This window comes from Mycobacterium sp. IDUB_3 (genome assembly GCF_055419585.1).
In genome coordinates this window covers 4,285,761-4,306,039 of the sequence record NZ_JBVAXZ010000001.1, presented here as the reverse complement: position 1 = coordinate 4,306,039, position 20,279 = coordinate 4,285,761, and the positions used below count along the sequence as shown (strand labels likewise).

The following is a 20,279-nucleotide window of genomic DNA, read 5'->3' as shown; positions in this document are numbered from 1 at the left end:
TGGCACCATGGATAGGTGAGCACTCGCGCTGATCCCGGCCCGCCCGGCCGCTCCGACCCGTTGGGGCGGTTCAGCGCGATCACGCGCGAGTGGTTCACCAGCACCTTCGACGCACCCACCACCGCGCAGGCTGACGCCTGGAACGCCATCGCCGACGGCCACAACACCCTGGTGATCGCCCCCACCGGATCGGGCAAGACGCTGGCGGCGTTCCTGTGGGCGCTGGACAGCCTCGCCGGCTCAGCCGAGCGCCCGCCCGGCACCCGGGTCCTCTACGTCTCCCCGCTCAAGGCGCTGGCCGTCGACGTCGAGCGCAACCTGCGCACTCCCCTGGCCGGCCTCACCCGCATCGCCGAGCGCCGTGGCCTGCCGGCCCCGGACATCAGCGTCGGGGTCCGCTCCGGCGACACCCCGCCCGCCGCCCGTCGCCAGCTGATCAACCGCCCGCCCGACGTGCTGATCACCACCCCGGAGTCGCTGTTTCTGATGCTGACCTCGGCCGCGCGGGAGACGTTGGCCGGCGTGCGGACGGTGATCGTGGACGAGATCCACGCCATCGCCGCCGGCAAGCGCGGCGCGCACCTGGCCGTGTCGCTGGAGCGCCTCGACGCGTTGCGGGAGGACAAACCCGCCCAGCGCATCGGGTTGTCGGCGACCGTGCGCCCGCCCGAGGAACTGGCCCGGTTCCTGTCCGGGCAGGCGCCGACGACCATCGTGGCGCCGCCGTCGGCCAAGACGGTCGAACTGACCGTGCAGGTGCCGGTGCCCGACATGGCCAACCTGGCCAACACCACCATCTGGCCCGACGTGGAGAACCGTCTGGTCGACCTGATCGAATCACACAATTCGACCATCGTGTTCGCCAACTCGCGGCGGCTGGCCGAGCGACTTACCGCCCGCCTCAACGAGATTCACACCGAACGCAGCGGCGTCGAACTGTCCACGGACGCCAACCCGAAGGTGGCCGGCGGCGCCCCTGCGCACATCATGGGCAGCGGCCAGACCTACGGCGCCGACCCGATACTGGCCCGCGCCCATCACGGTTCGGTCAGCAAGGAGCAGCGCGCCCTGGTCGAAGAGGACCTCAAACGCGGGCTGCTCAAGGCGGTGGTGGCCACCTCGAGCCTGGAGTTGGGCATCGACATGGGCGCCGTCGATCTGGTGATCCAGGTGGAGGCGCCGCCGTCGGTGGCCAGCGGCCTGCAGCGCATCGGCCGGGCCGGCCACCAGGTCGGCGAGGTCTCGCAGGGGGTGCTGTTCCCCAAGCACCGCACCGACCTGCTCGGCTGCGCGGTCAGCGTGCAGCGCATGCTGACCGGCCAGATCGAAACCATGCGGGTGCCCGCCAATCCGCTCGACATCCTGGCGCAGCAGACCGTGGCGGCCGCCGCGCTCGAACCGCTGGACGCCGACCGGTGGTTCGACACCGTCCGGCGGGCCGCCCCGTTCGCGACGCTGCCGCGCAGCGTGTACGAGGCCACCCTGGACCTGTTGAGCGGCAAGTACCCGTCCACCGAATTCGCCGAGCTGCGACCGCGATTGGTCTACGACCGCGACACCGGCACACTGACCGCGCGGCCCGGCGCTCAGCGGCTGGCCGTGACCTCCGGCGGCGCCATCCCCGATCGCGGGCTGTTCACCGTCTACCTCGCCTCCGAAGCTGAAAAGCCCTCTCGGGTAGGCGAACTCGAAGAGGAGATGGTCTACGAGTCCCGTCCCGGCGACGTCATCTCGCTGGGCGCCACCAGCTGGCGGATCACCGAGATCACCCACGACCGGGTACTCGTCATCCCCGCACCCGGCCAGCCCGCCCGGCTGCCGTTCTGGCGCGGCGACGGCCTGGGCCGGCCGGCCGAGTTGGGCGCCGCGCTCGGCGCGTTCACCGGCGAGCTGGCCGGGCTCAAGCGGGAGGCCTTCGAGACCCGCTGCGCGGGCCTGGGTTTCGACGCGTACGCCACCGAGAACCTTCTGCGCCTGCTCGACGAGCAGCGCAGCGCCGCCGGGGTGGTGCCCACGGACACCACCCTGCTGGTCGAGCGGTTCCGCGACGAGCTGGGCGACTGGCGGGTGATCCTGCACTCGCCGTACGGGCTTGCGGTGAACGGACCGCTGGCGCTGGCGGTGGGCCGCCGGCTGCGCGAGCGCTACGGCATCGACGAGAAGCCCACCGCGTCCGACGACGGCGTCGTGGTGCGGCTGCCCGACACCATTTCCGATTTCGCGTCCGACACGGGAACCGACAGCCCGCCCGGCGCCGACCTTTTCGTCTTCGACGCCGAGGAGATCGACCCGATCGTCACCGCCGAGGTGGGCGGCTCGGCGCTGTTCGCGTCGCGATTCCGCGAGTGCGCGGCCCGCGCGCTGCTGCTGCCGCGCCGGCACCCCGGCCGCCGCTCGCCGCTGTGGCAGCAGCGCCAGCGCGCCGCCCAGCTGCTCGAAGTGGCCCGCAAATACCCCGATTTCCCGGTGGTGCTGGAGACCATCCGCGAATGCCTGCAGGACGTCTATGACGTCCCGGCCCTGACCCTGCTGATGACCGGCATCGCGCAGCGACGGGTGCGGGTGCTCGAGGTCGAGACGCAGCGGCCGTCGCCGTTCGCGGCTTCGCTGCTGTTCGGCTACGTCGGCGCATTCATGTACGAGGGCGACAGCCCGCTGGCCGAGCGCCGGGCCGCCGCGCTGTCGCTGGACAGCACGCTGCTGGCCGAGCTGCTGGGCCGGGTGGAGCTGCGCGACCTGCTCGATCCCGAGATCATCGCCGCCACCGGCCGCCAGCTCCAGCACCTCGCACCCGACCGGGCCGCCCGCGACGCCGAGGGCGTCGCGGACCTGCTGCGGCTGCTGGGCCCGCTGACCGAGGAGGAGGTGGCCGCCCGCGCCGGCGGCGCCGACGTGGGCGGCTGGCTGGAAGGGTTGCGCGCGGCCCGGCGCGCGCTGACGGTGTCGTTCGCCGGCCGCAGCTGGTGGGTGGCCATCGAGGACATCGGCCGGCTGCGCGACGGCATCGGCATCGCGGTCCCGTTGGGCGTGCCGGCCGCCTTCACCGAGGAGGTGGCCGACCCGCTGGGCGAATTGCTGGGCCGCTACGCGCGCACCCACACCCCGTTCACCACCGGCGAGGCCGCCGCCCGGTTCGGGCTGGGGCTGCGGGTTACCGCCGACATCCTGGGCCGGCTGGCCGGTGACGGCCGGCTGGTGCGCGGCGACTTCGTCGCCGCGGCCGAGGCGCCCGGCGCTCCGGTGGCCGGGGGCGAGCAGTGGTGTGACGCCGACGTGCTGCGCATCCTGCGGCGGCGGTCGCTGGCGGCGCTGCGGGCGCAGGTCGAGCCGGTCAGCACGGCCGCATACGGCCGGTTCCTGCCGGCCTGGCATCGGGTGGGGGCGGCCGAATCATCGCGCTCGCCAAGCCATTCCGGGTTGGACGGCCTGATGACCGTGATCGATCAGCTGGCCGGGGTCAAGATGCCCGCTTCGGCGATCGAGCCGCTGGTGCTGGCCCCCCGGGTCCGCGACTACTCCCCCGCGCTGCTCGACGAGCTGCTCGCCACCGGCGAGGTCACCTGGTCGGGGGCCGGGTCGATCTCCAGCGGAGACGGCTGGATCGCGTTGCACCCCGGCGAATCCGCGCCGTTGACGCTGCCCGGGCCCGCCGACATCGAACTGGGCGACGCCCACCGCGCCGTCCTGGACACGCTCGCGCCGGGTGGCGCCTACTTCTTCCGACAGCTCACGCAGGGCGGGATGCCCGAGTCCGAGCTCAAATCCGCGCTGTGGGAACTGATCTGGGCCGGCTGGATCACCGGCGACACGTTCGCCCCAGTGCGCGCCCTGCTCGGGGGCACCGGCACCCGCAGGCGCTCGGCGCCCGCGCACCGATCGCATCGCCCGCCGCGGCTGAGCCGCTACAGCCTCGCGCACCCGCAGACGCGGCCCGCCGACCCGACCGTGGCCGGCCGGTGGTCGATCCTGCCGGCCCCGGAGCCGGACTCCACGCTGCGCGCCCACTACCAGGCCGAGCTCCTGCTGGGCCGCCACGGCGTGCTGACCCGGGGCGCGGTGGCCGCCGAGGGTGTGCCCGGCGGGTTCGCCACCCTGTACAAGGTGTTGAGCACCTTCGAGGACGCCGGCCGGTGCCAGCGCGGCTACTTCATCGAATCGCTGGGCGGCGCGCAGTTCGCGGTCGCGTCGACCGTCGACCGGCTGCGCGCCTACTCCGACGGCGTCGACCCGGAACGGCCCGAGTACCGGGCGATCGCGCTGGCCGCCGCGGACCCGGCCAACCCCTACGGCGCCGCGCTGCCCTGGCCCGCCCCCCGCGGCGAAGGCTCGGGGTCCGGGGGGCCGGGGGCGCGCCCGGGCCGCAAGGCCGGTGCGCTGGTGGTGCTGGTGGACGGCGAGCTGGGCTGGTTCCTCGAACGGGGCGGTCGATCGCTGCTCACCTTCACCGACGACCCCGCCGCACATCACGCCGCGGCGACGGCGCTGGCCGACCTGGTCGCGTCCCGGCGCGTCGCGTCAATCCTGGTCGAACGCATCGACGGGGTGCCGGCCCTGCGGCCCCGCACGGGCGGGCCCGGCCCGGCCGACGCGCTCGCCGACGCCGGCTTCGCCCGCACCCCGCGGGGAATGCGGCTGCGCTGACATGCCCGAAGGCGACACCGTCTGGCACACCGCCGCCGCGCTGCGCGAGCACCTGGTCGGCGGCACCTTGACCCGCTGCGACGTCCGGGTGCCGCGGTTCGCCACCGTCGATCTCACCGGGCAGGTGGTCGACGAGGTCCTCAGCCGCGGCAAGCACCTGTTCATCCGGGTGGGCGCCGCCAGCATCCACTCGCACCTGAAGATGGACGGCAGCTGGCGGGTCGGCAGCCGCGCGGTACGGGTCGACCACCGCGCGCGCATCATCCTGGAAACCGACAGCGTCCGCGCCGTCGGCGTGGACCTCGGCGTGCTCGAGATTTTGGAGCGCGAGCGAGACGGTGACGCCGTCGCGCATCTGGGCCCCGATCTGCTGGGCGAGGATTGGGATCCCGCGCTCGCCGCCGCCAACCTGACTGCCGACCCGGACCGGCCGATCGCCGAGGCGCTGCTGGACCAGCGGGTGCTGGCCGGGGTCGGCAACGTCTACAGCAACGAATTGTGTTTCCTATCCGGGCACCTGCCCACCGCGCCGGTGCGCGACGTAGCCGACCCCCATCGGCTGGTCTCGCGTGCGCGGGACATGTTGTGGCTCAACCGCTTCCGCTGGAACCGGTGCACCACCGGCGACACCCGGACCGGACGGCAGCTGTGGGTCTACGGGCGATCCGGGCAGCCCTGCCGCCGCTGCGGCACCCGGATCAACTTCGACGACTCCGGGGAGCGGGTGACCTACTGGTGCCCGTCCTGCCAGCGCTGAGGCACGCGCTCTAGTCCCGACGACGGCGACCCGCTGCGCCCGGGTTCGCCGCGCTTGCGATCGCCGCTAGTCGCGGGCGTGGGCGAGGAAGAACTGGGCGATGGCTTCGGACCCGTCGAGCGCGCGGGTGGTGGGGCCGATGACGGCCGCGGGCAGATATTGCTTGCCGCCGGGCCAGGTGTGGCCGCCGCTGTCGATCTTGTAAAACACCACCTCGGTGTTCGCCGCGCACCCCGTGGACTCGTAGCGGTGCACGACGGTGCCGTCGCGGACGTCGGGCAGCGCCTCCATGGCCGGCTCGCCCTGGCACCCGTCGGCCGAGCGCCACTTGGCCACCATGCTGTCCGCCGAGATGGAGTGGCTGACCCCGCCGCGCCCGCGCACCGTCCCACCCTTGAAGGGCACCAGGGGGTCGGCGGTTCCGTGGGCTTCCCAGACCGACACCGGCTGCGACGGATTGCAGGCCGCCCCCACGCCCAGCGTGCCGGCCACCGGGGCGACCGCGGCGAACAGGTCGGCGCGGTCGCACGCCAGCCGGTTGGTCATGAAGCCGCCGTTGGACATCCCGGTGACGAACACGTGCCCCGGCGCGATGCCGTAGTCGTTCAGCAGCTTGCTCACCAGCCCGACCAGAAAGGCCACATCGTCGATGTGGCGGCGGTCGGCGGGCGAGGCGCCGCGCCCGTCGGCCCAGCTCTTGTCGTAGCCGTCGGGGTAGGCCACCAACAGGTTGTGCGCATCAGCAACGGTGTCGAAGCCCGTCAGGCCGCGCTGCGAGATCCCGGTGCCGCCGCCCCCGTGCAAACTGAGCACCAGCCCGACGGGGTCGCCCGCCGGCACGTGCAACATGTAGGTTCGGTCCATGCCGCCGGATCGAAAGGTGCCGGAAATGTCTCGAGCGCTGGCCGCCGACACGTGCTGCACATCGCAGCCGACCACGCATATCGCCACCACAGCGAGCCACAGCCACCGCGCGTATGCCATGTCGTCAGATCACCGACGGCGCGCCGACGAGGGCTCGCCGGTAACGCGCGTCCGACGGCGGAGCAAACGCTTGTGTGGCACAAACCGCATTATCGGCGATACGGCGCCTGGTGGCGCCGCAACATGCAAACATTCGAACTAGCCCCGCCTTCAGCAAGCAACGGCACTTCTGTTCCACGGGAGTATCAGAAATGACGACCACCCAGATACGCAAGCCCATCCGGGCGCTGTCGCTCCTGGCGATCGGCGTGGCGCCGGTGGCCGGGTTGCTCGGCGTGCTGGCCGCGTCCGCCACCGCGCACGCCACCAATCCTGACGACGTCTTCCTGGCCGCGCTGAAGGCCAAGGGCATCAATTACGAGTCATCCGACGCCGCGGTCAATTCCGGGCACACCGTGTGTCACGAACTCGACATGGGCCAGACACCCGAACAGGTCGCCAACAACGTGTTGTCCAGCAGCACGCTGGACAGCTATCACGCCGGCTATTTCGTCGGGGTCGCCATCAAGGCGTACTGCCCGAAGTACGCGGATGCGGCGGCATCGTCCGGGTCCTGAAATTTACCGCCGGTTGACAGGCTCGTGATGCAATCGCGGATAAAATTTCAGGTATCCGAAACGAAGAAGTTCAAGGCCGAAAATGATTCCGAAACTTTTGGTCGGCGTTGCGGGTATCGCGGTCGCTGTCGGCGTTTCCAGCGCGGCCACGGCATCGGCCGGCACCGACCCCAATCCCTTCAGCCATCTCAGGTGCGCCTGTGAGGATTCCGATCCGCCGGGCAGCCCCGCCCTGCGGGACAAGATCGATCAGGGCATCCAGCAAGGCATTTCGGCCCCGTCCGTCGCGCGGTAACCCGTGGCGGCCTACAGCCAGTCGCGACGCTTGAACATCACGTAGAGCACCACCATCAAGACGAGTATCACGCCGGTACTGGCCGCGAACCCGGCGTGCGTGCCGAAGCCCGGGTAGGGCACGTTCTGCCCGTAGAAGCCCGTGATCGCCGTCGGCACGGCGATGATGGCGGCCCATCCCGTCAGCTTCTTCATGACGATGTTCAACCGGGCGTCCTGCAGCGACAGGTTGGTCTCGAAAATGGTTGTGAGCATGTCGCGCAACGATTCCGTCCATTCGGACACCCGCAACACGTGGTCGTACAGGTCGGCGTACAGCGGGTCCAGCCGGCGATCGGAGCCGTCCGAAACACGATGATGCGCAATCGCATTGACGACCTCGCGCATGGGCAGGGCGACCCGGCGCAGGTTCACCAGGTCCCTGCGCAGCCGGAAGGTGCGGCGCTGAAAGACTCCCGTGCGGGGCCTGCCGTCGAACAGCTCGTCCTCGATGGCTTCGATGCAGTCATCGAGGGCCTCCACGGCGGTGAAATGGCTGTCCACCACCACGTCGAGCAGGCCGTGCACCAGTGCGCCGACGCCGTAGCTCTGGCCGCCGATCTCCTGCCACCGCCGGGTCACCTGCGCCGTGTCGAAGTCAGGCGTCAGGCGCACGGTGATCAGCCCCTGCGGCAGCACGAATCCCGAAATGCGTTGCATCGACAGCATCCGCTCGCCGGTATCGGGGGTATCGACGGCGACGTGCACGGCGTAGACGGTGAAGAAGGTGTGGCTCTCATAGGCGGTGGCCTTGACGCGCTCGGCGGCCGCCAGGGCGTCTTCGACCGCCCAGCGATTCAGGCCGAGTTCGTCGGCCAGCCCGCACAGCGTGTCGTGGTCCGGTTCGCACAGGTCGACCCACACCAGGGTGTCTGGTTCGGTGAGGTAGTCCGAGATCTTGTCGAACTCGAAGTCGTCCTGCGCCTTGCCGCCGCGCCACACCCGGCCCTGGATACTCGAAGCGATCTGCACCACGACATCTTCTCAATCGTTGTTCACGATCGGTAAACCCGCCAGCCACTCGCTGGCGCCGCGGTCGCCGATTACCCGTGATGGTCTTGACATTGCCGGGGGCCGTCAGGCCGATCCGCGAGATCCGGCGAGCAGGTGGGGTGACATGGAGCAATCAAACCGGTTGCAGCTCAAGACATATCGGGCTGTGTCCGAGCACATCGACGGCGCCTGGTGGCCGCGGTCGACGGACCTGGCCAAGGAGCTGCCGGGCCTGGTGGCGTCGTTGTCCGACCGGCTGGGACAGATCGTCATGGTGGGTTACCGCCGCAACGCCTGGCACGACACACCGCCGCTGGTTGAAATCGACGGGCACACAATCGAATTACTGGGCTTTAGCAGCGACGGGGAGGCCAGCGTCATCGTGATGGGCGAGAACGGCCGCCACATCACCCTGCATGTCATCCGGCCGGACACCGACGAGGACGTCGCCCGTCGGGCACTCGACGCGGTGCGGGCACCCGCCGACGCCGTGGTGTCCCCCGCCGTCCGCGTCACCGTGGGGAGGTCGGTGGCCGACGTGGCCGACAAGCTGGCCCGTCAGGAGGGGCTCGGTGACGAACGGCGCACCGCTCAGATCAGGCGCTGGTGCGAGGAGACGGCGCAAAGATTCATCAACGCACCGGTGCAGACCTTCGTCCCCATCCTCGTCGAACACATCGTCCGCAAGCGCATGATGGAGTCGCCCAACCAGCGCTATCCCGCCGACGGCGGCCTGTTCATCACGGTGCCGGGCAGTTCCGCGCCGTATTCAATATCGTCGTAGTCGCGTCCACCCTCACGCCGGCGACCGGTCGCCGAGCCGCTCGCCGGGCGCATCGGGACCATCGGGAGCATGGGAGTCTGGCCGGCCCCTGCGGGCAGCGCGGAGGCCGCCGACGCCAGTTGCACCGGCGCCGACGATCCCAGCATTCCCACCGTCGCGGGTGGCATCGTCAGGTTGCCGAGCGAAATGCCGACGCCCAGCGTCGCGCGGGGAACCAAGGATCCGGCCGAGTTGACCGCGCCGAGCAGCTGCGTCTCCGCCGACGACAGCGCGGCAGCGCCATCCGCCAGACCGGGGCCCACGTCGGCGCCCAGCGACTGAAACGCATGCGCGGTGGCCAACTGCGCGCACACACCCAGAATGTTGACCGGGTAACCGCCTGCGGCGAAGGTCTGCCATCCCCACGTGCTCCAGTATTTGAACCAGCCCGAGTCGGGATCGAAGAAGGCGAGGGAGGCCGCTTGGAGGTTACCGGCGACGCCGGTGCTCTGGCTGGCACCGGCGGCGGCGGCCTGCACGCCGGAATTGGTCGTGGTCGTGGCCGGCATCAGGGCGGCCTGGGTGGTGATGCCCGACGGGTTGGCCACTTGCGGCGGCGGCGAGAACTGCGGGGACCTGACCGAGGCGGCCGCCGTCGCGGCGTAGCGGTACATCGCCGCCGAGTTGGTCACCCACATGGCGTGGTACTCGGCTTCGGTTTCGGCGATGGCCGGGTAGTTGATCCCGAAGAAGTTGGTGGCCAGCAGCATCGCCAGGCGCGCGCGGTTGGCGGCGACCAGTGAGGGATGCACCACGGTCCAGTGCGTCGATTCGAATGCCGTGGTCATGACTTCCACCGACGTGGCGATCTGCTGGCACTGCTGCGCGGTGACGCGCAGCCAGTCCAGGTAGGGCTCGAAGGCTTGGGCCATCGCCATCGAGGACGGCCCATGCCACGTGGTGGACAGCTCGGACAACTCCGCGGTGTAGCTGTTGGCGGATTGCTCGAGCTCGGCGCTGAGCGTCTGCCACATGCCGGCGGCTTCGATCCATGACCAGGCGCCGGGTCCAGCGTGGATCAGCGCCGAGATGATCTCCGGCGGCAGTATCCCGAAATCCATGAACCTTTACCTTGGGGAAGAACGCGGCTGGGGCGAACGCTGCGCGTCGGCCAGTCCGGCAATTCGAGAATCGATGACGGCGGGGCATCCCGGTGACCCACTGTTGGTCGCCGTTGACCCATTCGGTGGCGGCAGGCGGTGTCCGTGGCGGCGGGGCACCATGACAACTCAGCCCGCCGATGGATTTCGGGGCATCACTTTGCCCTTGACCTGCTGGCCGTAGTCGACGTCCTCGTACTTTTGCTGTTTACGTTTGCGCCAACCGGTGCCCGCCGACGCCGTCGTCGGCGGCACCATCATCGGCATCAGCGGAAGGCCTGATTCCGCCGCGGGAAGGGGCGAGGCCGCGGAGGCGAGCTGCACTCCGGTCTGGGTCCCCGGCAACAGTCCCACCACGGCGGGAGGGGCGGTGAGCTTGCCCACCGTCACCCCGACGCCCATCGCCCCCGTCGGGGCCATTCCCGCGCCGAGGCCTTTGACCGCGTTGGACAGGCTCGCCGTGGCCGCGCCCAGGCCTTCGGACAGGCCGCTGCCGATGTCGCCACCCACGGACTGAACCCCTTGGGCGGTCGCCAGCTGCGCCCACACACCGAGCAGGTTGATCGGAAAGCCGGACGACAGGAACTGGTTGCCCCAGGTGCTCCAGTAGTTGAACCAGCCGGCGTTCGGATCGAACCCTCCGGGCATGTTGAGAGAGTTCAGCAACGATCCCACCGACGAGGCCGCATTGCCGGAGCCCGAAGCATCGGCCTGCATCACCGCGACCTGTTGGTTGGCCGTCCCGGACGGGTTGACGATGGACAGCGGGGAGTTGAACTGAGACAGCTGGGTGGTCGCTTGCGAGGCCGTGGCCTGATAGCGGGTCATCGCAGCCGAGTTGTTCGCCCACATGGTCTGGTACTCGTTTTCGGTCTCGGCGATGGCCGCCGTGTTGGTGCCGAACCCGTTGGTGGCCAGCAGCTGCGCCAGGCGCGTGCGGTTGGACATGACGACCGAGGGATGAACCACCGCGGCCCGTGTGGTGCTGAACGCCGTCGCGGCGGCCTCGGCCGAGGTGGCCATCTGGGCGGACTGCTGCGCGGTCTCACGCAGCCAGAGCAGGTAGGGCTGGACGGATTGCAGCATCGCCATCGACGACGGCCCGTCCCAGGACTCGATGAGCGACGACAGCGTCGATGCGTAGGTGGAGACCGAATTCTCCAGCTCGACGGCCAGCCGCTGCCAGGCACCGGCGGCCTCGATCAGCGAGCCCGCTCCCGGCCCGGTGTGGATGAGCGTCGAGGTGACCTCGGGGGGTGCAAAAAGATCCATCACATCTCACAATGCCCACGCTGAGAACGTCCCCAGCAAATTTGCGTTAACCAGGCAACGAAGAACCCTGTAACTCTGCATATCGAAGCCTGTCACCTGCAGCCGGTACCTCCCAGTTCGACCGCCACGTGTTAGGACACCCTATACCTTTGGCTGAGAGCGATTTGACATTTGCTGGCTCGGGCCACCTGCGCGACACCCGCCGTCCATCAAATGGTCACCGAAGCGCCGCGGTTCAACGTGATGATCCGGTCCCCCAGGCCGCGCTGCTGCATCTCCCGGGTGAAGTCGGCCAGCGGCGACGCGAAGGCCGCGTAGTCGTCGAAGTGCACCGGGATCGCCTTCGGGAGGGCCAGCAGCGCGACCAGTTCGGCGCCCTGGCGGCCGTCCATCGTCACCGTCAGTCCGAACGGAAGCCGGTTTCCGGCCGGCAGTCGGGTGCCGCCGAGGTGCAGCATGCCCGCGTCGATCGGGTCGAACCGCGCGGGAATCTCCTTGAGCTCCTCGACCAGCAGGGTGTCGCCGGAGATGTAGAGCCGGCGCCGGGGCGAGCCGTCGTCGGCGGCGACCTCCAGCATGGTGCCCATCACCGGCGGGAGCAGGTGCTGGCTCCACCCCGGCGCATGGCGCCCCGGCAAGGACGTGAGGGTGAGCGTGCTACCGCCCTTCGTGATCATGTGCTGCTGCCACGTCCGCAGGCCACGCGCCCGCGCGAAGCCTCGGCGGTGCAGCCGTTTGGCGGCGTGCGGGGTGGTGACGACGGGCAGTTCGTGGTCGAGGCCCCGCTGCGACACCCTGTCCCAGTGGTCACCGTGCATGTGTGACAGCACGATCGCGTCGACCGGCGGCAGTTCGCTGAGGCCCAACGCCGGCTCCTTGAGCCGTTTGGACACCAGGCCGTGGCCGAGGTAGGCGCGTTGCCCCTGGTGCAGGAAGTTGGGGTCGGTCAGCAGCGTCAGCCCGCCCGCCGAAATCAGCGTGGTGGCGTTGCCGACGAACGTGACGGTGATGTCCATAGCTGCGGGCTACCCGGTCCCCGCGTCGTCCATGCCGGCCGGCGCCCGCCTACGGGGCAATGGGCAAGTTAGGAAACCGCATCGCCGATACCTATCGCCGGTCGTCGATCAACGCGGTATCTGTGTTGCGGCAGGCAGGGCCATGGTGTCGAGTCGCTTTCGTCCCGGCCACGGCTTCGATGAGCTTCTCAGCAGCGGCGTAGGCGGCAGGCCACCATTTCGCCAGCATCGTCAGTTCGGCCGCTTCCTGTCGAAGTGTCGCGGCTCGGGACACGACGATCCGTGTCGAGTCGACGTCGGGGGGTTCCGGCGCGACGCCGGCAGCTTTGGCTCTGGCGGCGTAAGCCAGGCGCAGAGCTGAGAGGGCCGCGTCGTGGTCGCGCGCCGGCACCTTATGGGGCTCGGTGAGAAAGTGCATCACATCATCGTCGGGTATTTCACGCAGATAATGGCGCAATCCCAAGATGGCGTCGCGGATCTCAACCACGGTCTGGTGCAGCTGCAACTCCGTCTTTCGGCGGCCCGGCTCGTCATCGTCGGGTTTGAAGACACATTCTGGGGCAACAACTCTCAAGGCCTGTCGCAGCGGCTGCAATTCGCGCCAGCTGCGGCTGATGTAATCGAGTCCGAGGGAACGACGCAGCTTCATCGCGAGAGGGATGGGGGCGATCACGAACAGGCTGAATATCATGAAGAATAAGTAGGACGCGTGGTACTGCTGCCTGAAGTCGGCGGTGTGAGTCCAGCCAAGTTCATCGGAGATCTGCAGGGCGGCTTCTTGGAGCGCTGTCACAACCGCCGTCAGACCCATCGCCAGTGTGCTGATCGCGATCAAGTGCTCCCGCCGCCTGGCGGCAATCCGTAACTCGCGCAGGGAATTCCAGATCACACGCGTCACCAGCACCATCGGCATGGCAATAAAGCAAGTCAAGGTCGTCAGGGAGTCCCAGCCGATCGTGAACTCCAGGGGCTGTGCCGCCATTCGGGCACGCGTACCAAAGACGAGCAGCCCGACGGCAAGCAACACACCCGCCAGGCGATAATACTTGTGCTTACGCCGGGTTTCGGCTTCAGACATCCCCGACCACAACAGGGTGAACCCGATGAATTCGGCGTAGCTGTAGCTCAACACCGCGGTGCCCAATTGCCACGTGCCGGGCATCGTCATGAAGGCCGTTCGGACGAGCAAGCCTTGCACAAGATGCTCGCGCAGCAACTGAGCCAGCAGCATGAGCGCCAATGTGATGTTGAAGTATTTCTCAAAGAGGTTGCCGTTGCACCAGCGGTAGCGCCCGAGCAGCACCACCATCATGAACACGATCAAAGGCCACGCGATGATGCCCGGTACGGTGGAGGCGCTCACCGGCGGAAGAACACGCTGCTCATCATCGACTGTCGCGCACCGGCTTCGGCGGCGAGCATCACCAACGACGCGAACATCTCGGCATCGCGTTCGCGGTCGTCATCGAAGCTGGTGCGGCCCAATATGACCCCGGTGCCGGGGTCGAAACCGGCCAGTGCGCTCCCAAAGATCATTTTGGGGTAGTACTCCCCGCTGGCATCCCCTCGCGACCCGCCGTCGTGTTCCAACACCATGTGCCCGATTTCGTGGCAGACGATCTGATCGATGTGATATTCCGACGTACCCGCCTCGTGGATGATGATGTCGTCGTCGTCGCGCTTGAGCCACACCCCGCAGGGGCCCAGCGTGAGCTCGTCTACCGTCGGCACCAGCCGAATGGGCCGGCCCCGCAAGCGGGCGACAGCGTCGATGAACGCCGCGCGATCCCAGGGCTCGGGGACGGGCAGGCTCCGAACCAACGCAACTATGTCAACTTTGGGTGCCATCTGGGCCTCACCGCCCTTCGCGAGGTATCACCGGCAGGTCTTGGAGCTTACGAACCTCGTCGACCATGGCCGCCAAGCTCGTTATGGCCTCCGGGGTCAGGCCGGACGTGCGCACCGCCAAGTCTCGTACCCCGACGTCGCGCAGCGCTTGGATCAAGGTCAGCTGCGCATCGATCCTCTGATCTGGGTCGCGATCGATCAGGTACGACGCCGGCACCCCGAAAAAGTCTGCGATCGCCCGTAAATGCGCGACCGTGGGGTTTCGTTTCACGCCGCTTCTCAACTGCCACAGGTAAGCCGGACTGATTGATACGCCGGTCTTCTCGGTGATAGCCGCCGCGGCCGCGGCGTTGGACAGCGGCGCCGTGGCGGCCTTTCGCATCACCTCGAAAAGCTTGGTCAGCCTGAGCGCGAGATCAGAGTCGTTGTCAGCACCGTTACCGGCTGGCGCTTCGTCTGGCCCGCTGCCGCGATCCAATGCACTCTCATTTCATCCAAGCGCGATAATCGTGTACTGACGTTACCAGCCGGCAAGCGTTGAATCCACCGATTACCCGGTCTGACCTTGGTCGTTGCCATCGTCTTGCCCGCCACGCACATCGTCTATACGTACTTCCTTCTGGGCGAAGGAGTTTCGGCTCCGAATCGCAAATGCGGACGGATGCGGATATCGGCTCTGAGGAATCGCATCTTTGCACTGCGGTAACCGCCCGGGGCAACGATTCGGCGGGCCATCCGCAAACGGCCAAGTTGTAACATGGGCAAAACTCGCGGGCGTGTGCATGAAACGGGAGACCATTGGGAGTCGACGATGTCCAGGCCGAAGGGCCGGATAACGGCGAGCTGGCATCGCGCTTGACGAAGCTTTTCGACGTGATGCGCAAGGCCGGCACGGCGCCGCTGTCCAACGCCGCGGCCGCGGCGGCTATCACCGAGAAGACCGGCGTATCAATCAGTCCGGCTTACCTGTGGCAGTTGAGAAGCGGCATTAAACGAAACCCCACGGTCGCGCATTTACAGGCGATCGCAGACTTTTTCGGGGTGCCGGCGTCGTACCTGATCGATCGCGACGCGGACCCGGCGATAGAGGCGCAACTCAACCTTCTACAGGCACTGCGCGACAATGGCGTGCGCGACCTGGCAGCTCGGGCGTCCGGGCTGACTCCGCAGGCCCTCAAGAGCCTGGCAGCGATCATCGATCACCTTCGCGAACTCGAACGGTTGCCCCCGATCGCGTCTCGGCGAGCCGACCAATCCGAATAGCGCAATAGGCTCAGGGCCCGACCCGGCGGCTGACGAACTCACGCCGATCGCCGGTCAGCGGATCGGCGAACTCGATGCGCTGCGCCAACAGCCGCAGCGGGGTGCTGAAGTCGTCGGGCGCAACGTCAATGACGTTGGGATACAACGGATCACCATCGATCGGTATCCCCAGCGAGGCCATGTGCAGGCGCAGCTGGTGGGTGCGCCCGGTGCGTGGCGTGAGCCGGTACAGCCCGTCCGAGGCCAGCAGCTCCACACGGGTCTCGGAGTTGGGCACACCGGGTTCACAGACGGCCTGCAAGTGACCGCGGCGCTTGATGATTCGGTTCTTCACCACGCGGGGCAGCTCCAGCTTCGGGTCTACGCCGGCCCGGGCCAGATACGTCTTGGCGACCAGTCCGCGTGAGAACAGCGTCTGGTAGGCGCCGCGCACCTCGCGCCGCGTGGTGAACAGCAGCACCCCGGCGGTGAGCCGGTCGAGCCGGTGTGCCGGGCTGAGCTCGGGCAACCCCAGCTCCCGCCGCAACAGCACCAGCGCGGTCTGCGCGACGTGGCGTCCGCGCGGCATGGTGGCCAGGAAGTGCGGTTTGTCGACGACCACGATGTCGGCGTCGCGATGCAGCACCGGGATGTCGAACGGGACGGGTACCTCGTCCGGCAGCTCGCGGTACAGGTAGACACTCGCCCCGGCGGGAAGCGCTGTGGTGGCGTCGATTACCGTGCCGTCGGCGTCCACCACCTCCCCGGCCTGCACCTTGACGCGGGCCTGCGCGCCGAACCGGGCGGTCAGTTCGGCCAGCACCGGCCCGCCCCGCAGCCGCACCCGCGCGGGCCCCAATCCGTCGCGCACCGGAAGCGGGGCGGTCCTCAACTGAGGGGCACCGGCTCGAGGATCTCGGCGCGCGCCTCGGGCGCGCTGGCCCGCAATTCGTCGGCGGACACGTCGTCGGGCTGCGCCTGGGACAGGACCTCGGCCTGCACCCGCGCGGTGTAGTTCGCGACCTCACGCTCGATGTCCTCGGCCGACCAGCCCAGCACCGGCGCGACCACGTCGGCCACCTCTCGGGCGCAGTCGACGCCGCGGTGCGAGTATTCGATGGAAACGCGCATCCGGCGGGCCAGAATGTCCTCCAAATGCAAAGCGCCCTCGGCGATTACGGCATACATCGCCTCCACCTTCAGGTAGCCCGGCGCTTCCTTGATCGGGTTGAGCAGATGGTGGTTTTCGCCCGCCAGCGCCAGCACGTCACCGATCAGCGAGCCGTAGCGGTCCAGCAGATGACGCACCCGGTAGGGATGCAGGCCTTGCAGCTCGGCGACGTGTTCGGCCTGGTTGATCAGCGCGAAGTAGCCGTCGGCGCCCAGCAGGCTGACCTTCTCGGTGATCGACGGCGCGACCCGCGCCGGAATGAATTGGGCAGCGGCATCAATCGCGTCGGCGGCCATCACCCGATAGGTGGTGTACTTGCCGCCGGCGATGGCCACCAGGCCCGGCGCGGGCACCGCCACGGCGTGCTCCCGGGACAGTTTGGAGGTCTCCTCGCTCTCGCCGGCCAGCAACGGCCGCAGACCCGCGTACACCCCGTCGATGTCGGCATGCGTCAGCGGGATGGCCAGCACGGTGTTGACGGTTTGCAGGATGTAGTCGATGTCGGCCTTGGTGGCCGCGGGGTGGGCCAGGTCGAGATTCCAGTCGGTGTCGGTGGTGCCGATGATCCAATGGCTGCCCCACGGGATGACGAACATTACCGACTTCTCGGTGCGCAGGATGATCGCGACGTCGCTGACGATGCGGTCGCGCGGCACCACCACATGCACGCCCTTGGATGCCCGGACCTGAAAACGCCCGCGCTGCTTGGACAATGCCTGGATCTCGTCGGTCCACACGCCGGTCGCGTTGACCACCACGTGCCCGCGGACTTCGGTGATCGCGCCGTTCTCGGAGTCGCGGACGCGCACACCGGTCACCCGATCGCCTTCGCGCAGCATGGCGACAACCTGGGTGGAGGTGCGCACCACCGTGCCGTAATGCGCGGCGGTGCGTGCGACGGTCATGGTGTGCCGGGCGTCGTCGACAACCGTGTCGTAGTAACGGATTCCGCCGATCAGCGAGCTGCGCTTGAGGCCGGGGCTCAACCGCAAGGCGCCCGCGCGGGTCAGATGCTTCTGCGCCGGAACCGATTTCGCACCGCCAAGCCGGTCGTAGAGAAAGATTCCGGCGGCGATATACGGACGTTCCCACATGCGATTGGTCAACGGGAACAGGAAAGGCATCGGCTTGACCAGATGCGGCGCCAGTGTGGTCAGCGACAGCTCGCGCTCATAGAGCGCCTCGCGTACCAAGCCGAACTCGAGCTGTTCGAGGTAGCGCAGGCCGCCGTGGAACATCTTCGACGAGCGGCTCGAGGTGCCCGAGGCGAAATCGCGCGCCTCCACCAGCGCGACCTTGAGCCCGCGGGTCGCGGCATCCAGTGCACAACCCGAGCCCACCACGCCGCCGCCGATCACCACCACGTCGAACTGCTCGGTGCTCAGTCGCTCCCAGGCCAACGCGCGTTGCCTAGGTCCCAGAGAGGAAGCCGTCCAGCTTTGCGCGCTACCGGGTTCCTGAATCGGGTTGCTCACGGCAGAGGACTCCGCACTGGGGAAACTCCTGTCGGTTACTCGTCAGTAGGACGTGCTGCACCAAGGCTAACCGCTAATCCAGATCGTCGTGCGCCATCAGCCGCCGCGCGGCCTCGGTGATCGAGCCGGACAACGACGGGTAAACCGCCAGCGTCTGCGCCAATTCGTTGACGGTGATCCGGTTCGTCACGGCCACCGCGATCGGCAGGATCAGCTCGGAGGCGATCGGGGCCACCACCACGCCGCCGATCACCACGCCGGTGGCCTGGCGACAGAACAGCTTCACGAAGCCCTGCCGCAGCCCCGACATCTTGGCTCGCGCGTTGGTCCGCAGTGGCAGCATGACCGTGCGGGCCGGCACCGAACCGTCGTCGATCATGGTCTGCGGGACGCCGACGGCCGCGATCTCGGGCCTGGTGAACACCGTCGCCGCCACCGTGCGCAGCCGGATCGGGCTGACACCCTCGCCCAGCGCGTGATACATCGCGATCCGGCCCTGCATCGCGGCGACCGAGGCCAGCGGCAGCAGCCCGGTGCAGTCGCCGGCGGCGTAGATACCGGCCACCGAGGTCCGCGACACCCGGTCCACGGTCAGGTAGCCGCCGCGGCCCAGCTCGATGCCGACCCGGTCCAGGCCCAGGCCGGTGGTGTTGGGGACCGACCCGATGGTCATCAGCGCGTGGCTGCCCTCGACCGTGCGCCCGTCGGTCAGGGTGACCAGCACACCGTTCTCGGTGCGGGTCACCGATTGCGCGCGGGCGTTCTTGACCAGCTCGACACCGCGCTCGGAGAACGCCTCCTCCAGCACCAGCGCGGCGTCCGCGTCCTCGTAGGGCAGCACCCGGTCCCGGCTGGCGACCACGGTCACCGGCACGCCCAATTCGGTGTAGGCGTGCACGAATTCGGCACCGGTGACCCCGGACCCGACCACGATCAGGTGCTCGGGCAGCGCCTCTAGGTTGTAGAGCTGGCGCCAGGTCAGGATCCGCTCGCCGTCGGGCGGCGCCGACGGCAGCACCCGCGGGCTGGCGCCGGTCGCGATCAGCACGACGTCGGCCTCGTACTCGCTGGTGACGGGGCCCTCGGACCCCGGATCGGAATGGGTCGCTTTGATGCGGTGGCAGGCCAGGCCCGGCGCGGGGTCGATCAGCTCGCCGCGGCCGGCCACGACCTGTACGCCCATGCTGAGCAGCTGATCGGTGATGTCGGCGGACTGCTCGGTGGCGAGCTGCTTGACCCGGGCATGGATCTGCGGCAAGGAGATCTTGGCGTCGTCGATGTCGATCTCGAACCCCAGCCGCGGCGCCCGGCGCAGTTCGGTGCGCAGCCAGGTCGAGGCGATGAACGTCTTGGACGGCACGCAGTCGTCCAGGACGGCTGCCCCGCCGATGCCCTCGGACTCGATCACCGTGACGCGGGTCGTGTCGGGGTGCGACGTCGCGGCCACCAGCGCGGCTTCGTAACCGGCCGGGCCGCCGCCGAGGATCACGATGCGGGTCACCACAGCCCCTAACCTAACGAAGCGGCGGAGGCGCTGCGAATGCTCAGGGGAAGACCCACCAGCATCGGACGTCTAAGCTTTTCCCGTGCCGCTCTACGCCGCGTACGGGTCGAACATGGATCCCGAGCAGATGCAGAAACGCGCGCCCCATTCGCCGATGGCCGGAACCGGCTGGCTGCACGGGTGGCGGTTGACCTTCGGCGGCGAGGACATCGGCTGGGAGGGCGCGCTGGCAAGCGTCGTCGAGGACCCGGATTCGAAGGTGTTCGTCGTCCTCTACGACATGACACCCTCGGACGAGAACAACCTGGACCGCTGGGAGGGCTCGGAGTTCGGCGTCCACAAGAAGATCCGCTGCCGGGTGGAGCGCATCTCCTCGGACACCGACACCGACCCGGTCCTGGCGTGGCTGTACGTCCTGGACGCCTGGGAAGGCGGGATGCCGTCGGCCCGGTACCTGGGCGTGATGGCCGATGCCGCCGAAATCGCCGGGGCACCAGCCGAATACGTGCATTGGCTGCGGACCCGCCCGGCCCGCAACATCGGCCCGGGAACCGGCGCCTGAC

The 20,279-nt window shown here is 68.6% G+C and carries 18 protein-coding genes; 7 read left to right on the top strand and 11 right to left on the bottom strand.

The annotated features are described in order from the left end of the window. The first annotated feature begins 15 nt into the window (after positions 1 to 15). Both ACZYVJ_RS20090 and nei2 read left to right on the top strand, forming a co-directional pair. Positions 16 to 4,641, top strand: a complete 4,626-nt coding sequence (locus ACZYVJ_RS20090; RefSeq protein WP_463832633.1) for an ATP-dependent helicase — start codon at positions 16 to 18, stop codon at positions 4,639 to 4,641. A gap of 1 nt (position 4,642) precedes the next feature. Beyond that, a complete protein-coding gene (gene nei2, locus ACZYVJ_RS20085; RefSeq protein WP_463832632.1) occupies positions 4,643 to 5,398 on the top strand; it encodes an endonuclease VIII Nei2 in 756 nt (251 codons plus the stop codon). Between the two features lie 66 nt (positions 5,399 to 5,464). On the opposite strand, the gene ACZYVJ_RS20080 is transcribed toward nei2, so the two are convergent. After that, positions 5,465 to 6,382, bottom strand: coding sequence for a CE1 family esterase (locus tag ACZYVJ_RS20080; RefSeq protein WP_463832631.1), 918 nt, complete (start codon positions 6,380 to 6,382; stop codon positions 5,465 to 5,467). Between the two features lie 191 nt (positions 6,383 to 6,573). Here ACZYVJ_RS20080 and ACZYVJ_RS20075 point away from each other — a divergent pair, with 191 nt between their 5' ends. After that, positions 6,574 to 6,939, top strand: coding sequence for a DUF732 domain-containing protein (locus ACZYVJ_RS20075; RefSeq protein WP_463832630.1), 366 nt, complete (start codon positions 6,574 to 6,576; stop codon positions 6,937 to 6,939). 82 nt (positions 6,940 to 7,021) lie between these two features. Further along, complete coding sequence (locus tag ACZYVJ_RS20070) at positions 7,022 to 7,234, top strand: hypothetical protein (RefSeq protein WP_463832629.1); 213 nt, start codon at positions 7,022 to 7,024, stop codon at positions 7,232 to 7,234. A gap of 11 nt (positions 7,235 to 7,245) precedes the next feature. On the opposite strand, the gene ACZYVJ_RS20065 is transcribed toward ACZYVJ_RS20070, so the two are convergent. Next, positions 7,246 to 8,244 carry a magnesium transporter CorA family protein gene (locus ACZYVJ_RS20065; protein WP_463832628.1) on the bottom strand — a complete coding sequence of 333 codons (999 nt, stop codon included), beginning with the start codon at positions 8,242 to 8,244 and terminating at the stop codon, positions 7,246 to 7,248. A 145-nt stretch (positions 8,245 to 8,389) separates the two neighbouring features. Here ACZYVJ_RS20065 and ACZYVJ_RS20060 point away from each other — a divergent pair, with 145 nt between their 5' ends. After that, on the top strand, positions 8,390 to 9,049 hold the full coding sequence (locus ACZYVJ_RS20060; protein WP_463832627.1) for a DUF5994 family protein: 660 nt from the start codon (positions 8,390 to 8,392) through the stop codon (positions 9,047 to 9,049). On the opposite strand, the gene ACZYVJ_RS20055 is transcribed toward ACZYVJ_RS20060, so the two are convergent. The 6 genes from ACZYVJ_RS20055 to ACZYVJ_RS20030 all read right to left on the bottom strand — a co-directional run bounded on the left by ACZYVJ_RS20055 (position 8,980) and on the right by ACZYVJ_RS20030 (position 14,706). Then, positions 8,980 to 10,149, bottom strand: a complete 1,170-nt coding sequence (locus ACZYVJ_RS20055) for a PPE family protein (protein WP_463832626.1) — start codon at positions 10,147 to 10,149, stop codon at positions 8,980 to 8,982. The genes ACZYVJ_RS20060 and ACZYVJ_RS20055 overlap by 70 nt on opposite strands. Before the next feature lie 168 nt (positions 10,150 to 10,317). Continuing rightward, complete coding sequence (locus tag ACZYVJ_RS20050; RefSeq protein ID WP_463832625.1) at positions 10,318 to 11,460, bottom strand: PPE family protein; 1,143 nt, start codon at positions 11,458 to 11,460, stop codon at positions 10,318 to 10,320. A 209-nt stretch (positions 11,461 to 11,669) separates the two neighbouring features. Further along, positions 11,670 to 12,476, bottom strand: coding sequence for an MBL fold metallo-hydrolase (locus ACZYVJ_RS20045; protein WP_463832624.1), 807 nt, complete (start codon positions 12,474 to 12,476; stop codon positions 11,670 to 11,672). Positions 12,477 to 12,567: 91 nt separating this feature from the next. Next, entirely contained in the window at positions 12,568 to 13,839 is a 1,272-nt protein-coding gene (locus tag ACZYVJ_RS20040) for a DUF6545 domain-containing protein (RefSeq protein WP_463832623.1), read from the bottom strand. Continuing rightward, positions 13,836 to 14,324, bottom strand: a complete 489-nt coding sequence (locus ACZYVJ_RS20035) for a hypothetical protein (RefSeq protein ID WP_463832622.1) — start codon at positions 14,322 to 14,324, stop codon at positions 13,836 to 13,838. The genes ACZYVJ_RS20040 and ACZYVJ_RS20035 overlap by 4 nt, the downstream gene beginning before the upstream one ends. A gap of 7 nt (positions 14,325 to 14,331) precedes the next feature. Next, on the bottom strand, positions 14,332 to 14,706 hold the full coding sequence (locus ACZYVJ_RS20030) for a helix-turn-helix domain-containing protein (protein ID WP_463833074.1): 375 nt from the start codon (positions 14,704 to 14,706) through the stop codon (positions 14,332 to 14,334). A 494-nt stretch (positions 14,707 to 15,200) separates the two neighbouring features. On the opposite strand from ACZYVJ_RS20030, the gene ACZYVJ_RS20025 reads away from it, so the two are divergent. Next, positions 15,201 to 15,587 (top strand): helix-turn-helix domain-containing protein, encoded by a 387-nt coding sequence (locus ACZYVJ_RS20025; protein ID WP_463832621.1) that lies wholly within the window; start codon positions 15,201 to 15,203, stop codon positions 15,585 to 15,587. Between the two features lie 10 nt (positions 15,588 to 15,597). Here ACZYVJ_RS20025 and ACZYVJ_RS20020 read toward each other — a convergent pair whose 3' ends face one another. The 3 genes from ACZYVJ_RS20020 to ACZYVJ_RS20010 form a co-directional block, all read right to left on the bottom strand. After that, positions 15,598 to 16,458: a pseudouridine synthase gene (locus tag ACZYVJ_RS20020; RefSeq protein ID WP_463832620.1), complete on the bottom strand. Its 861-nt coding sequence runs from the start codon at positions 16,456 to 16,458 to the stop codon at positions 15,598 to 15,600. After that, positions 16,455 to 18,212: a glycerol-3-phosphate dehydrogenase/oxidase gene (locus tag ACZYVJ_RS20015; protein WP_463832619.1), complete on the bottom strand. Its 1,758-nt coding sequence runs from the start codon at positions 18,210 to 18,212 to the stop codon at positions 16,455 to 16,457. Before ACZYVJ_RS20015 ends, ACZYVJ_RS20020 begins: the two co-directional genes overlap by 4 nt. Before the next feature lie 73 nt (positions 18,213 to 18,285). Continuing rightward, positions 18,286 to 19,716, bottom strand: coding sequence for an NAD(P)H-quinone dehydrogenase (locus ACZYVJ_RS20010; protein ID WP_463832618.1), 1,431 nt, complete (start codon positions 19,714 to 19,716; stop codon positions 18,286 to 18,288). Positions 19,717 to 19,798: 82 nt separating this feature from the next. On the opposite strand from ACZYVJ_RS20010, the gene ACZYVJ_RS20005 reads away from it, so the two are divergent. After that, positions 19,799 to 20,278, top strand: a complete 480-nt coding sequence (locus tag ACZYVJ_RS20005; RefSeq protein ID WP_463832617.1) for a gamma-glutamylcyclotransferase — start codon at positions 19,799 to 19,801, stop codon at positions 20,276 to 20,278. The last annotated feature ends 1 nt before the right edge of the window (position 20,279 follow it).